The sequence below is a fragment of the Pantoea rwandensis genome (assembly GCF_002095475.1).
Lineage (GTDB): Bacteria > Pseudomonadota > Gammaproteobacteria > Enterobacterales > Enterobacteriaceae > Pantoea > Pantoea rwandensis.
This window is the reverse complement of the sequence record NZ_MLFR01000038.1, coordinates 34,192-48,355: the sequence shown is the minus strand read 5'-3', so window position 1 is coordinate 48,355 and position 14,164 is coordinate 34,192. Positions and strand designations below refer to the sequence as shown.

10 protein-coding genes, 3 tRNA genes and 2 pseudogenes are annotated in these 14,164 nt (G+C 51.2%); 3 read left to right on the top strand and 12 right to left on the bottom strand.

The window, feature by feature from the left end; all coding sequences use genetic code 11:
• Positions 1-65: 65 nt before the first annotated feature.
• The 8 genes and pseudogenes from HA51_RS24180 to nagB all read right to left on the bottom strand — a co-directional run bounded on the left by HA51_RS24180 (position 66) and on the right by nagB (position 6,569).
• Positions 66-140: transfer RNA gene (locus HA51_RS24180), tRNA-Gln, on the bottom strand.
• A 20-nt stretch (positions 141-160) separates the two neighbouring features.
• Positions 161-245: transfer RNA gene (locus tag HA51_RS24175), tRNA-Leu, on the bottom strand.
• An 11-nt stretch (positions 246-256) separates the two neighbouring features.
• Positions 257-333, bottom strand: a tRNA-Met gene (locus HA51_RS24170).
• Between the two features lie 215 nt (positions 334-548).
• On the bottom strand, positions 549-2,216 hold the full coding sequence (asnB, locus tag HA51_RS24165; protein WP_084937802.1) for an asparagine synthase B: 1,668 nt from the start codon (positions 2,214-2,216) through the stop codon (positions 549-551).
• 328 nt (positions 2,217-2,544) lie between these two features.
• Positions 2,545-3,294, bottom strand: a pseudogene (locus HA51_RS24160) (HAD-IIA family hydrolase).
• A gap of 39 nt (positions 3,295-3,333) precedes the next feature.
• Complete coding sequence (gene nagC / locus HA51_RS24155; RefSeq protein WP_084937799.1) at positions 3,334-4,554, bottom strand: DNA-binding transcriptional regulator NagC; 1,221 nt, start codon at positions 4,552-4,554, stop codon at positions 3,334-3,336.
• 7 nt (positions 4,555-4,561) lie between these two features.
• Positions 4,562-5,710 carry an N-acetylglucosamine-6-phosphate deacetylase gene (gene nagA / locus HA51_RS24150; RefSeq protein ID WP_084937796.1) on the bottom strand — a complete coding sequence of 383 codons (1,149 nt, stop codon included), beginning with the start codon at positions 5,708-5,710 and terminating at the stop codon, positions 4,562-4,564.
• Positions 5,711-5,768: 58 nt separating this feature from the next.
• Positions 5,769-6,569, bottom strand: coding sequence for a glucosamine-6-phosphate deaminase (gene nagB / locus HA51_RS24145; RefSeq protein WP_084937793.1), 801 nt, complete (start codon positions 6,567-6,569; stop codon positions 5,769-5,771).
• A 342-nt stretch (positions 6,570-6,911) separates the two neighbouring features.
• Here nagB and nagE point away from each other — a divergent pair.
• From nagE to HA51_RS24130, 3 genes and pseudogenes are all read left to right on the top strand, one after another.
• Positions 6,912-8,941: pseudogene (nagE, locus tag HA51_RS24140) on the top strand (N-acetylglucosamine-specific PTS transporter subunit IIBC).
• 151 nt (positions 8,942-9,092) lie between these two features.
• Entirely contained in the window at positions 9,093-10,760 is a 1,668-nt protein-coding gene (gene glnS, locus HA51_RS24135; RefSeq protein ID WP_084937790.1) for a glutamine--tRNA ligase, read from the top strand.
• A gap of 234 nt (positions 10,761-10,994) precedes the next feature.
• A complete protein-coding gene (locus HA51_RS24130) occupies positions 10,995-11,390 on the top strand; it encodes a hypothetical protein (RefSeq protein WP_084937787.1) in 396 nt (131 codons plus the stop codon).
• A 60-nt stretch (positions 11,391-11,450) separates the two neighbouring features.
• On the opposite strand, the gene fur is transcribed toward HA51_RS24130, so the two are convergent.
• The 4 genes from fur to ybfF form a co-directional block, all read right to left on the bottom strand.
• Positions 11,451-11,900 carry a ferric iron uptake transcriptional regulator gene (gene fur, locus HA51_RS24125; RefSeq protein ID WP_084937785.1) on the bottom strand — a complete coding sequence of 150 codons (450 nt, stop codon included), beginning with the start codon at positions 11,898-11,900 and terminating at the stop codon, positions 11,451-11,453.
• 357 nt (positions 11,901-12,257) lie between these two features.
• Positions 12,258-12,788, bottom strand: a complete 531-nt coding sequence (gene fldA, locus HA51_RS24120; RefSeq protein WP_034829111.1) for a flavodoxin FldA — start codon at positions 12,786-12,788, stop codon at positions 12,258-12,260.
• A 135-nt stretch (positions 12,789-12,923) separates the two neighbouring features.
• The gene (ybfE, locus tag HA51_RS24115) at positions 12,924-13,199 is read right to left on the bottom strand and encodes a LexA regulated protein (RefSeq protein WP_084937782.1); all 276 of its coding nucleotides are present in this window, start codon (positions 13,197-13,199) and stop codon (positions 12,924-12,926) included.
• Positions 13,200-13,367: 168 nt separating this feature from the next.
• Complete coding sequence (ybfF, locus tag HA51_RS24110; RefSeq protein ID WP_084937778.1) at positions 13,368-14,132, bottom strand: esterase; 765 nt, start codon at positions 14,130-14,132, stop codon at positions 13,368-13,370.
• Between the last annotated feature and the right edge of the window lie 32 nt (positions 14,133-14,164).

Here is a 14,164-nt window from a genome sequence, read left to right as displayed (position 1 = left end):
AACCGGTGCCTTACCGCTTGGCGATATCCCATCTGTCGACTCGTATCCACGAGAAACTATCGGATTGGCTGGGGTACCAGGATTCGAACCTGGGAATGCTGGTATCAAAAACCAGTGCCTTACCGCTTGGCGATACCCCATCCGGCTGCCGAAGATGAAATGGTGCGGGAGGCGAGACTTGAACTCGCACACCTTGCGGCGCTAGAACCTAAATCTAGTGCGTCTACCAATTTCGCCACTCCCGCGAAAAAAAAGATGGTGGCTACGACGGGATTTGAACCTGTGACCCCATCATTATGAGTGATGTGCTCTAACCAGCTGAGCTACGTAGCCATCTTTTTTCGCTAACCTTCATCGGCGTTGCGGGGCGCATTATGCGTATTGAGCTTTGTAGCGTCAACAAGTTTTTTGCCGTTTTTTGCCTTAAAACACCTGTTTGTCTGGGTTATAACCAGGGTGGTGATTTATTCAGCAGTTTTTGATCGCAACATCGACGAATAAAGTAAAAAGGGGCCACATTCGGCCCCTTATGATACTCATTCAAAAGCTTATTTATACGCGGACTGATGCACGCCAACGGCACGACCAGAAGGGTCATCCATGGTCTTGAAAGCTTCGTCCCACTCAATCGCTTTCGCTGAAGAGCAAGCCACAGATGGACCACCTGGAACACACTCAGCCGCACTGGCAATTGGGAACAGCTCTTCAAAGATTTCGCGATACAGATACGCTTCTTTCGAGTTCGGCGTGTTGTACGGGAAACGGAAATGTGCGGTAGACAGTTGTTGGTCACTGATCTGTTTTGCTGCCACTTCTTTCAGTGAGTCGATCCAGCTATAACCCACGCCATCAGAGAACTGCTCTTTCTGACGCCATGCTACGCTTTCTGGCAGGTATGAAGAGAAGCACTCACGCAGGATGTGTTTCTCCATCTTACCGTTGCTGCCGCACAGTTTATCTTCAGGGTTGATGCGCATAGCAACGTCCAGGAATTTCTTATCCAGGAACGGCACACGGGCTTCAACACCCCATGCAGACATCGCTTTGTTAGCACGTGCACAGTCAAACATATGCAGAGCCAACAGCTTACGCACGTTTTCTTCATGGAATTCTTTGGCGTTAGGCGCTTTGTGGAAATAGAGATAGCCGCCAAACACTTCATCAGCACCTTCACCAGACAACACCATTTTGATGCCCATCGCTTTGATTTTGCGTGACATCAGATACATCGGTGTTGATGCGCGGATGGTGGTGACATCATAAGTTTCGATGTGATAAATCACATCGCGGATGGCATCCAGACCTTCTTGCACGGTGAAGTGAATTTCATGGTGCACCGTACCAAGGTGCTCAGCCACGGATTTCGCCGCTTTCAGATCCGGTGAACCTTCCAGACCTACCGCGAAGGAGTGCAGCTGTGGCCACCAGGCATCACTCTTATCTTCATCTTCAACACGTTTAGCAGCAAAACGTTTGGTCACGGCTGAAATGATCGAAGAGTCCAGACCGCCAGAAAGTAATACGCCATAAGGTACATCGGACATCAGATGGCTTTTCACTGACTCTTCGAGCGCATGTTTCAGGCCTGCGGCATCGGTGGTGTTCTCGGCAACCGCTGAGAAATCCATCCAGTCACGCTGCCAGTAGCGGCGGATTTCGCCGTCGCTGCTCGACATGAAGCTTCCCGGTGGGAATTCTTTGATGGTACGGCAAACCGGCACCAGCGCTTTCATCTCAGAAGCAACAAACAGGTTGCCGTGCTCATCGTTGCCCATATACAGCGGGATAATACCGATATGGTCGCGACCAATCAGATATTGCTGCTTTACGCTGTCCCAAAGAATGAAGGCGAACATACCTTGCAGGTCGTCGAGGAAATCGAGGCCTTTTTCCTGGTACAACGCGAGAATGACTTCACAGTCAGAGCCGGTCTGGAAGGCATAACGATCGCTCAGTTCAGCACGCAGAGCCTGATGGTTATAAATTTCACCGTTCACCGCCAGTACGTGGGTGTGGTCGGCGTTGTACAGCGGCTGTGCGCCGTTGTTAACGTCAACGATTGACAGGCGCTCATGCACCAGGATGGCCTTGTCGTCGGCGTAGACGCCGGACCAATCTGGGCCACGGTGACGCATCAGACGGGAACACTCCAGCGCTTTCTTGCGCAGTTCAACAGGATCGGTCTTCAGATCCAACACACCAAAAATCGAACACATAACTGACTCCTGATCTCACCTTATGGCGATGTGATTTCTACGTTTGTCCGGCAGCAGTGGCTGCGTGATGTATAAGAAAATGCGCTATTTGATGGTGGTAACGCAAGCAAAATTGCGATCTTTTGATAATAATAATGTTCACTTGCGCTAAAAATTGAATAATGTTCAATTTAATCGTGATTATTTTAGATGGCGTCTAATGGAATTGTGATTGCGATGGATTTGTGTACAGTGGGGGCGGCAAGGTACAGGCCACTTTAGGAGCCAAAACAAAAAGCCCCGCTCACGCAAAACGCGAGCAGGGCCATAAGAAACGCTGATGGCTAAATCAGAACAGATCGATATCTGCCACAGAAGGATAAATCCAGTCAGGTCGGAACGGCATGGCATCAATGTCGCTGAGCGTTGAGACGCCAGAAAGCACCAGAATGGTTTCCAGGCCGGCCTGGAAGCCAGCGAGGATATCGGTGCGCAGGTTATCGCCGACAATCACCGTCTCTTCGGAGTGCGCGTGCATCTTATTCAGCGCGGCACGCATGATGTACGGGCTAGGCTTGCCGACATAAAATGGCTTGCGACCTGAAATAGTCTCGATACCTGCACACAATGCGCCGCAGGAGGAACATAGCCACGTGCATGCGTATCCGGGTTGGTGGCGATAAAGCGCGCGCCGCTGGCGACGAAGAACGCGGCCTTGTGCATCATCTCCCAGTTAAAGGAGCGCGTCTCGCCGACAATAACAAAGTCCGGATTGACATCGGTAATGGTGAATCCGGCTTTATACAATTCATGGATCAGGGCACCTTCGCCAATCACATAGGCTTTTTCCTTCCTGACGGCGCAGGAAGTCGGCGGTGGCCATCGCTGAGGTATAAAACACTGAATCCGGTACTTCAACGCCCGCGTTGGCAAATCGATTTGCCAGGTCTTGCGCCGTTTGCGACGGATAGTTGGTCAGCACCACCAGTGGCATCTCTTTTTCAAGAATGCGCTGGAGAAATTCGTTGGCGCCTTTCACGGCAGTATTGTCGTGCATCAACACGCCGTCGATGTCACAGATTACGCTTTTGATGGTCATAATGGCTTCCGGTCAGGCCCGCCAGACGGCAGGCTTCAATTATTCTTCCAGCAGATGCTGCAGCAGAATGCCATTCAGCATCGCGCGTTTTGCCAGCGCAAACGCACCAATCGCTGAACGGTGATCCAGCTCAGAACGCACCACAGGCAGATTCTTGCGGAAAGCGTTCAGCGCCTGGGTATTAATGCAGCCTTCAATCGCCGGGAACAACACTTTGTCAGCTTCGGTTATTTCACCCGCCAGCACCACTTTTTGTGGGTTAAACAGGTTAATCGCGATAGCGATGGCTTTGCCCAGATAACGCCCAACATACTCGATCACTTCACACGCCAATGCATCACCATGATTGGCTGCTCGGCAAATTTGTGGCATCAGGCAATTATCGAGCGTGAGTGTGCTGGGATATCCCTGATTGAGCAGGTGGCGCACGCGGTTTTCAATCGCACCATTGGCGGCAATGGTTTCCAGACAGCCAAAGTTTCCGCAGTGGCAGCGCTCGCCGAGTGGATCAACCTGAATATGGCCGATCTCTCCTACGTTGCCATTGCTGCCAAGAAATATATGCCCATTGGCGATGATGCCCGCGCCCGTACCGCGATGTAAACGCACCAAGATGGAGTCTGCACAGTCGCGGCTTGCACCAAAATAGTGCTCTGCCAGTGCCAGACTGCGGATATCGTGACCGACAAAACTGGTGACGTTGAAGCGTTTTTTCAGGCTGGAAACTAGTGGCCAGTGGCTTACGTTAATATGCGGCATATAACGAATGATGCCGTTAATCGGATCGACTAAACCCGGCAGGATCACGGCAATGGCGATCAGTTCGTGGATTTTGCGCTGATGTGCGGCCATAAACGCAGCGATCGCATTAAACAGGGCATTTTCCAGCGTTTCTTGAGTGCGTTCAGGGAGCGGGTAGTCTTCTTGCGCCAGCGATTTTCCACTCAGGTCAAACAGCGTTAGCGTCGCATCATTGCGTCCTAAGCGGACGCCAATGGTATGGAAGTGGCGGGTTTCGGTGATGATAGAGATAGCGCGACGGCCGCCGGTGGAGGCTTGCTGCTCCACCTCTTTAATGAGGCCGCGCTCAATGAGCTGACGCGTGATTTTTGTGACGCTGGCGGGCGCAAGCTGGCTGAGATCGGCAATCTGTATGCGCGAAATCGGCCCCTGTTGATCAATTAGCCGATAAACGGCCGCACTATTAAGTTGTTTGACAAGATCGACATTTCCTATTTGAGTCTGGCCGCCAGTGGTCATTCAGTACTTACTCGCTGAGGACGTCGTCTCCGTTGACTAACGTCTTAGTGATTTGATAATCGCGGGTAAAGACAGTCAGGTTAGCGACTTTTCCTGCTTCCACCGAACCTAACTGTTTTGCCACGCCCATTGCCTGTGCCGGATAAAGCGTTGCCATACGCAACGCTTCATCCAGTGCGATACCACAGTGTTCTACGCTATTCTGCACGGCTTCAATCATCGTCAGCGCAGAACCACTCAGGGTACCGTTTTCGTCAACGCAAAGGCCGTCGCGATAGTATATTGTTTTGCCTGCAAAAATGAATTTATCAATCGACGCACCCGCCGGTGCTGTGGCATCCGTCACTAACACCAGCTTGTCGCCTTTGATGCGTTTTGCATTGCGCACGTTAGCGTAATGGACATGTAAACCATCTGCAATGATGCCGCAGTATACATCAGGTGAATCAAACAGCGCACCGATCAGCCCTGGCTCACGGCCCGCAAAGGTCGGCATCGCGTTATAAAGGTGGGTGGCAAAGCTGACGCCCGCACTGAAGCCCGTTTTGGCTTCTTCGTAAGTGGCGTTGGAGTGACCCGCAGAAACAATAATCCCTGCACCACATAGCTTGCGAATGACCTCGGCCCCGGCGTTTTCTGGTGCGAGTGTGACTTTAGTGATCACATCAGCGTTGGCACACAGGAAATCGACCATCTCCGCATCGGGCAGACGAATCAGCTCTGGATTGTGGGTGCCTTTCTTGGCTTTATTCAGCCATGGCCCTTCCAAATGCAGACCCAGTGCCTGGTTCTGATGCTTCGCCAGGTAAGCACGCATGGTTTCGATAGCGCGCTTCATCAGTTCATTGGTGCTGGTAATCAACGTCGGCAGATAGCTGGTACAGCCAGACTTTTCATTGGCACGTTGCATAATTTCCAGTGTTTCAACGCTCAACGCTTCAATATCATCGTTGAACTGCACACCGCCGCAGCCATTGAGTTGCAAATCAATAAAACCGGGAGCGATATAGGCACCAGCCACATCCTGCTGTGCCATTGTCGCGTCGAGGGCGTCACGCGGGCACACGCGCTCAATCAGGCCATTCGCAATCACGACCGCATGATTGTCCAGAATTTCATGGCCAGTAAAAATCCGGCCGTTTACTAATGCGTACATCGTTTTTCTCCCGGCTAATCCTGCCACCTTGAGGCGGCAGGTTTTTTACAAAGTGTTCTCACACACCTTTCATATTTTCCGCTTCCATTTCGCGGAAATATTTTACGGTTTTCACTTTCAGTTCCATGGTGGATGGCTCGTCGCACACCACGACAGATTTTGCATGCAGCTGCAAACAGCTGATGGTCCACATATGGTTAACGTTGCCTTCCACGGCAGCCTGCAGCGCTTGGGCTTTAACGTGTCCGGTAACCAGAATCATCACTTCCTCGGCATCCAGCAGCGTGCCCACGCCAACGGTCAGGGCATATTTCGGTACCTGATCAACATCGCCGTTAAAGAAGCGCGAATTCGCCAAACGGGTTTCATGCGTCAGCGTTTTGATACGGGTACGGGAAGAGAGGGAGGAGGCGGGTTCGTTAAACGCGATGTGTCCATCATTACCCACGCCGCCCATGAACAGGTTAATTTTACCGTAAGCGCGGATCTTCTCTTCATACTGGCGACATTCTGCGTCAATATCCGGTGCATTGCCATTCAGAAGATTGATATTTTCTGTTTGAATATCAACGTGATCGAAAAAGTTACGGTACATGAAGCTGTGATAGCTTTCAGGATGCTCTTTTGGCAGGCCAACGTACTCATCCATATTGAAGGTGACAACGTGTTTAAAGCTAACCTGGCCCGCTTTGTGCATCTCAATCAGATGCTTGTAAGCTTCCAGCGGGGTACCGCCGGTTGGCAAACCCAGCACGAAGGGACGTTCTGCGCTAGGCTTAAACGCGTTAATGCGGTTAACAATATGGCGTGCAGCCCATTTACCCACCTGGGTCGGTGTGGCCAAAGGGATCAGTCTCATGTCTTCACCTCAATTAAGATTTGGAAAATGTTGTCGCCGATTCTGGTTTAGGTTGCTGCCCTTAAGCGTAATCTGTTTAAGCGTAACCAGTAGGGAAAAGTGCGACCTGATATTTTTCATCATAAAATAAGTTTGTGGTGGTGGCTAGCATTTCGCAGGAATAAACGTCCGTTATGGTGATTAAAATCACAGTTATCGTGGTTTTAATTTGCGAGGCGAATTAATTTATCTTTACACTGCGCCTCGTGGTGAATGATGTCATCAAAGTACCGGGCGTCGGGATAATAAAATCAACCCACGCTACGGCAAACGCCAGTCTCATAGGGGGAGAATAAGGTGAGTATTTTAGGATATCTGCAAAAGGTCGGCCGCGCGCTTATGGTGCCGGTAGCGACTCTGCCGGCAGCGGCAATCTTAATGGGCGTGGGGTACTGGATTGATCCGGACAGCTGGGGCGCAGGCAATGCGCTGGCGGCACTGTTGATCAAATCCGGTTCAGCCATTATCGAAAATATGTCTGTGCTGTTTGCCATTGGTGTGGCTTACGGTATGTCGAAAGATAAAGATGGTGCAGCTGCGTTAACCGGCTTCGTTGGCTTCCTGGTGGTGACCACACTCTGTTCACCGGCCGCAGTGGCGATGATTCAGAAAATACCGGTGGATCAGGTGCCAGCGGCCTTCGGCAAAATCAATAACCAATTTGTCGGTATCCTGGTCGGTATTCTCTCCGCTGAAGTGTATAACCGCTTTAGCCACGTTGAGCTGCCAAAGGCGCTGTCGTTCTTTAGTGGACGCCGCTTGGTGCCGATTCTCGTTTCCTTCCTGATGATCGTCGTCGCTTTCATTCTGATGTATATCTGGCCGATCATCTTCGGCGGCTGGTGAACTTCGGTGAACACATTCAGAAAATGGGTTCAGTCGGTGCAGGTGTCTACGCCTTCTTTAACCGTCTCCTGATTCCCGTGGGTCTGCATCACGCGCTCAACTCAGTGTTCTGGTTCGATGTCGCCGGTATCAACGACATTCCTAAGTTCCTTGGTGGCGCGCAATCAATCGCTGATGGTACAGGTATTCCAGGTATCACCGGTCGTTACCAGGCGGGCTTCTTCCCTATCATGATGTTTGGTTTGCCAGGTGCTGCATTGGCAATCTACCACTGTGCGCGCCCTGAAAACCGCGCCAAAGTGGGCGGTATTATGTTGGCCGCAGCTTTTGCTGCCTTCTTTACCGGCATCACTGAGCCGCTTGAATTCTCCTTCATGTTCGTGGCGCCGGTGCTGTATGTCATTCACGCTGTATTAACCGGCATTTCCGTGTTCATCGCTGCCAGCATGCATTGGATCGCAGGCTTTGGCTTCAGTGCCGGGTTAGTGGATATGGTGCTCTCAACCCGAAATCCACTGGCGGTAAACTGGTGGATGCTGATCCCACAAGGTCTGGTGTTCTTCGCCATCTACTATGTGGTCTTCCGCTTTACCATCCAGAAATTCAACCTGATGACGCCGGGCCGCGAGCTTTCTGCGGGCGATGAAACCGATGGCTACGACGTTAACGTTGATCACAGCGGTAACGGCGAGAGCCAAACTGAATCACTGGCGCGTCGTTATATTGCGGCAGTAGGCGGTTCTGAAAACCTGACCAACATTGATGCCTGCATCACGCGTCTGCGTCTGAATGTGAAAGACTCTGCGCAAGTGAATGATGGCGTGGCGAAACGTCTGGGTGCTTCAGGTGTTATTCGCCTGAACAAGCAAAGCGTCCAGGTGATTGTGGGTACACAGGCTGAGATCATTGCCAGCGCAATGAAAACGGTGTTGAGTAAAGGTCCGGTAGCGGCCTCCGCAGTAGCGCCGGTCGCTGCATCTGCACCGGGTGCGGCTAAACCGCAGGCCGTCCTTAATAGTGAGAAAGCGGTCATTGCGACGCTGGTGGCACCGGTCACCGGTGAAGTCGTTGCACTGGAAGCCGTTCCAGATGAAGCGTTCGCCAGCAAAGCCGTGGGTGAAGGCCTGGCGATCAAGCCGACCGATAAAACCGTCGTGGCACCGATTGCCGGTACTGTGGTGAAAATCTTCAACACCAACCATGCATTCTGCCTGGAAGCGGCAAACGGTGTGGAGATTGTAGTGCACATGGGCTTGGATACCGTTGCGCTGGAGGGCAAAGGTTTTACACGCTTGGTGGAAGAGGGCACGACGGTCACTGCCGGTCAGCCGATTCTGGAGATGGATCTGGACTTCCTTAATGCTAACGCGCGTTCAATGATCAGCCCGGTGGTTATCAGCAACAGCGATGAATTCGCCGGTCTGAATCTGCTGGCAAGCGGTTCTGTTGTTGCGGGTGTGACGCCATTGTATGAAGTCAAAAACTAAGTCCTTGTGATTTAGTCAGAAGGCAGGAAGCAATTCCTGCCTTTTTTGTTTTAAAACCGCCAACAAACGGTTGTTTCCCTCCTGCGCTTTGTGGATCATACTCCGTTACTTCGTGGTACAAATCACCCGCTATTGTTTTGAGGATTTTGAGATGAGTGAGGCTGAAGCCCGCCCAACGAACTTTATTCGTCAGATCATCGACGAAGATTTGGCGAGCGGTAAGCACAACAGTGTGCATACCCGTTTCCCGCCTGAGCCCAATGGTTACCTGCATATTGGCCATGCGAAATCTATCTGCCTGAACTTTGGTATCGCCCAAGATTATCAAGGTCAGTGCAACCTGCGTTTCGACGATACCAACCCGGTGAAAGAAGATCTGGAGTTCGTTGAATCCATCAAGCGTGACGTGCAATGGCTGGGCTTTGAGTGGAGCGGCAACATTCGTTACTCCTCAGACTACTTCGACCAATTGTTTAACTACGCCGTAGAGCTGATCAATAAAGGTCTGGCTTACGTTGATGAACTCTCCGCTGATGAGATCCGTGAATATCGCGGCACGCTCACGGCACCGGGCAAGAACAGTCCGTATCGCGATCGCAGCGTGGAAGAGAACCTGGCGCTGTTCCAGAAAATGCGCGATGGCGGTTTCGCAGAGGGTAAAGCCTGTCTGCGTGCCAAAATTGACATGGCTTCAAGCTTCATCGTGATGCGCGATCCGGTTTTGTACCGCATTAAATTTGCGGAACATCACCAGACAGGCGAAAAATGGTGCATCTACCCGATGTACGATTTCACCCACTGCATTTCAGACGCCATCGAAGGCATCACGCATTCACTCTGTACACTGGAGTTCCAGGACAACCGTCGTCTGTACGATTGGGTGCTGGATAACATCACTATCCCTCAGCATCCACGTCAGTACGAATTCTCGCGTCTGAATCTGGAATATGCGGTGATGTCAAAGCGCAAGCTGACACAGTTGGTGACTGAGAAGGTCGTTGAAAGCTGGGATGACCCACGTATGCTGACCGTTTCCGGTCTGCGTCGTCGTGGCTACAGCGCCGCTTCGATTCGCGAATTCTGTCGCCGTATTGGCGTGACCAAGCAAGACAACATCGTAGAGATGGCGTCGCTGGAGTCATGCATTCGTGACGATCTGAATGAGAACGCACCACGTGCGATGGCAGTACTCGATCCTCTTAAAGTGGTGATCGAAAACCTGCCGGCAGGTCACGAAGAGACGTTGACCATGCCAAACCATCCTAACAATCCGGAGATGGGCACGCGTCAAGTGCCGTTCAGCCGTGAAGTGTGGATCGATCGTGCTGACTTCCGCGAAGAAGCCAACAAGCAGTACAAACGTCTGGTGCTGGGCAAAGAAGTCCGTCTGCGTAATGCCTATGTGATTCGTGCAGAACGGGTAGCCAAAGATGAAGAGGGGAACATTACCTGCATCTATGCAACCTGCGATGTCGACACACTGAGCAAAGATCCTGCGGATGGTCGTAAGGTGAAAGGCGTGATTCATTGGGTATCCGCCATTCATGCGCTGCCTGCAGAGTTCCGTCTTTACGATCGTCTGTTCAGTGTTCCGAATCCGGCGGCGGCGGAAGATTTCCTCACTACCATCAACCCAAATTCGTTGGAAATCAAACAGGGCTTTGTCGAGTCTGGTCTGCGTGAGGCCACGGCTTCCGCACCGTATCAGTTTGAACGTGAAGGTTACTTCTGTGCGGATAGCGTTTACTCGCAGCCAGGCAAGTTGGTGTTTAACCGCACGGTAGGTTTGCGCGATACCTTTGCCAAAATCGGTGATTAATCCTGCTTGTTGAAAGCACCACTTGATCATTAAAGGGCGAGTTTTCGCCCTTTTTTATTGCCTGTAATCCACCGCTTCCAGCTATTTATGCTGCGGTCGCTAAAATGTGCTTGTTGGTGAATTTTGCGACTAATCTGACTTTAGTAAAATTAATCCATTAGCGAGTGTGAAAAACTTTTTTTCAGGTAGGCTAGCGCACTCAGATAAGGCTCTGCGGGTTATCAAAGGAAAAAAATGACCAGTCTCGCTCTGGAAGCTAAACACAGTGTGGTGGTTTTACATCAGCTGATTGAACGTATTTTTAACCAGGCAGAAGGTAGCGATGACAGCATGGAATTGCTTCTGTCGCACTTTCACCCAGAATTCAAAATGGTGACGCCATTGGGCAAGCAATTGGATCTGAACGATACTGAAGTGTTGTTTCGCCAGTTGCATGGCCGACGTGAGGGCATGCGAATTGCGACCAGCGAACATGCCATCATCTCTCAGCAGAGCCAGGAAGTGACGATTCAATACCGTGAATTGCAAATGCTGAACGGCACTAATCAGAGTCGCATCTCGCTGGCTGTGCTGGATTGCAGCACCACCATTCCCCGCTGGCGCTATCTACACGAAACCTTCGTCGCTTGATAGCAGCATAAAAAAACCGGTGCCAGGCACCGGTTTTCTTATATTGCATAGCACACTCGATTACTTGTCGTGGAGCGTATCGTCTTCGCGGCAGTCTCCGATAGCGCAGTGACCATACAGATACAGGCTATGGTTGCTGAGCTTGATGCCATGGCGAGTCGCAATTTCACGCTGACGCGTTTCAATTGATTCATCGCTGAATTCGATGACCTTGCCACAATCCAGGCAAATCAGGTGATCGTGATGATGCTGTTGAGTCAACTCGAAGACGGATTTACCGCCTTCGAAGTTATGACGGGTGACGATACCTGCGTCATCAAACTGGTTAAGAACGCGATATACCGTTGCCAGACCAATCTCTTCGCCCATATCAATCAGGCGCTTGTACAAATCTTCCGCACTGACGTGATGGGACTCGGGTCCGGGTCCCTGAAGCACTTCCAAAATTTTCAATCTTGGCAGAGTGACTTTCAGGCCAGCCTTCTTCAATGCGGAGTTGTTGTCAGTCATGCGGATATTGTCCTGTTACTTTGCTTGTCACTTGTGGCACAAGGGCCTTGAATGTTTAGGTCAACGCCTATTCTCATTTGCGTCTCATTATAGAACTGAAGCAGTGAAATGAAAACCAAGCTGTCGCATAAAATCAACAATGGCTGTGGGGGTAATTACCGTCTAAGCCATGGCGAAACAGTGTGGTTTGGATTTCCATTTCACTCAGCCTCACTCTACAGTCAGAGGAATAAGCGGATGACCATTGCGGGTATTGTACAGATTTGCGGGGAAAAGTTAAAAAACCGTAGCTATTATTTTTATAGGAAATTCCGTTACACCGATGTGAGACACCGCCCACATCGGTTCGGGAAAACCTTATGCTTCGATGATCTCTTTCAACTGCAGTTCATCGAAGATCTGCTTCACCCATGCGTCGACACGTTCGTTGGTCAACTCTGGCTGACGGTCCTCGTCAATGGCCAGGCCCAGGAAGTGCTTGTCATCTGCTAAGCCCTTAGAGGCTTCGAAGTGGTAGCCTTCCGTCGGCCAGTGGCCAACAATCACTGCGCCGTTTGGCTCAATGATGTCGCGAATTGTGCCCATCGCATCACAGAAATACTCGGCATAATCTTCCTGGTCGCCACAACCAAATAGCGCCACCAGTTTGCCATTGAAGTCGATCTCTTCCAGCGTGGGGAAAAAGTCATCCCAGTCACACTGTGCTTCGCCATAATACCAGGTAGGAATACCCAGCAGCAGGATGTCGAAAGCTGCGAGATCTTCTTTGGTGCTCTTAGCAATGTCATGCACTTCGGCGACATCTTTACCCAGTTGTTTCTGGATCATTTTTGCAATGTTTTCAGTGTTGCCGGTATCGCTGCCGAAGAAAATGCCTACGATTGCCATGGGTTAAGTAACCTCTTAAAGCCTGATTGTGAAAGTAAGTCAATTGACTGCACATGTTAGCGAATGATAGCAGACCGTTGAAAAGGGCGGAACGAGTAAAGCCTGAACTTTGTGTTCCTGCGTGCGGTCGGCGCGCTAAAACAGTTTGAGTTGCGCCAGCAGCATTTGTTCGATCAATTCGCTGCGGCTAATGTTTTGTTGCTCGGCCAGCGTGTTTAAGGCGTCAACCGCCTCGCTGGACATTTTCAGCTCAACACGACGCAGCCCTCGCACTTTATCGCGCTTGAGCTGATTACGTTTGTTGATGCGTAACTGTTGGTCACGCGTCAACGGGCTGGTTTTTGGGCGACCGGGACGCCGCTCGTCTGCAAAAAGATCAAGCGTGGTACGGTCTGTCTGTTCTTTTGCCATGATTTTTGAAAATGAGTGGGCGCGAACGGCGGAAAGGCGCTGCGCGATTTATACATTATCGGCCCGACCGCGGCGAAAAAATCATCCGCGGCAAATTTTTAGCGCGACATCATACTTCAGCACACTCTGTGACGCCAATCCTAAACCACTTCTAGCAAGCTTTTGCTTTTACAGGTTAAAAAATCGACGAACGGCGCGTAAAACCGCATCAGGTTTTTCCGCGTGAACCCAATGCCCAGCGCCGCTGATAACATGTGCATGGGCTTGCGGAAACTGGCGCAGCAGGGCTTCGCGATGTTGATTATCCAGATAGGGGGAATCGCCACCGCGAATAAACAATGCGGGATGCTGCCACGCTGGAACCTCTTCCCAGCCCGAAATAGTGCTGTAATTGTCCCACAGCACCGGCACATTAAAGCGCCATTCTCCGTCCACAAAGGATTTAAGGATAAACTGGATGACACCCTCTTCCGCGATGTGATGACGCATTACTGCAGCGGCTTCGCTGCGGCGCGTCACGCCCGCAGCCGTCACGGCGCGAATGCCGGCAAAGATTTCATCATGGCGGCGCGTTTGATAATCCACAGGCGCGATATCAATCAGCACCATCTTCTCAATACGTTCAGGTGCGACAGCACTCAGCGCCATGGCGATTTTACCGCCCATAGAGTGACCGATGACGTCCGCACGTTCGATATCATGCGCATCCATCGTATCGACAATGTCCTGCGCCATCACAGAGTAGTTCATGACTTCGCTGCGCGCGGATAAGCCGTGATTGCGCACATCAACTTGCAGGGTAGGGCGCGCATCACGCATGCCTCTTGCCAACACGCCGAGGTTATCGAGGCTGCCGAAAAGGCCATGAATTAACAGAATAGGGGGGGCATCAGGCGAAGATTGTTCAGTTTCCAGTCGGGCGTTCAAAATCATGGCTAAAGTTCTTACGGTTGTGACCTTGGCTT

Coding starts and splice junctions, on each gene's coding strand:
- fur (WP_084937785.1), bottom strand. CDS start 11,900: ATGACTGACAACAACTCCGCATTGAAGAAGGCTGGCCTGAAAGTCACT.
- nagC (WP_084937799.1), bottom strand. CDS start 4,554: ATGACCACTGGCGGCCAGACTCAAATAGGAAATGTCGATCTTGTCAAA.
- HA51_RS24130 (WP_084937787.1), top strand. CDS start 10,995: ATGACCAGTCTCGCTCTGGAAGCTAAACACAGTGTGGTGGTTTTACAT.
- glnS (WP_084937790.1), top strand. CDS start 9,093: ATGAGTGAGGCTGAAGCCCGCCCAACGAACTTTATTCGTCAGATCATC.
- nagB (WP_084937793.1), bottom strand. CDS start 6,569: ATGAGACTGATCCCTTTGGCCACACCGACCCAGGTGGGTAAATGGGCT.
- ybfF (WP_084937778.1), bottom strand. CDS start 14,132: ATGATTTTGAACGCCCGACTGGAAACTGAACAATCTTCGCCTGATGCC.
- asnB (WP_084937802.1), bottom strand. CDS start 2,216: ATGTGTTCGATTTTTGGTGTGTTGGATCTGAAGACCGATCCTGTTGAA.
- fldA (WP_034829111.1), bottom strand. CDS start 12,788: ATGGCAATCGTAGGCATTTTCTTCGGCAGCGATACCGGCAACACTGAA.
- ybfE (WP_084937782.1), bottom strand. CDS start 13,199: ATGGCAAAAGAACAGACAGACCGTACCACGCTTGATCTTTTTGCAGAC.
- nagA (WP_084937796.1), bottom strand. CDS start 5,710: ATGTACGCATTAGTAAACGGCCGGATTTTTACTGGCCATGAAATTCTG.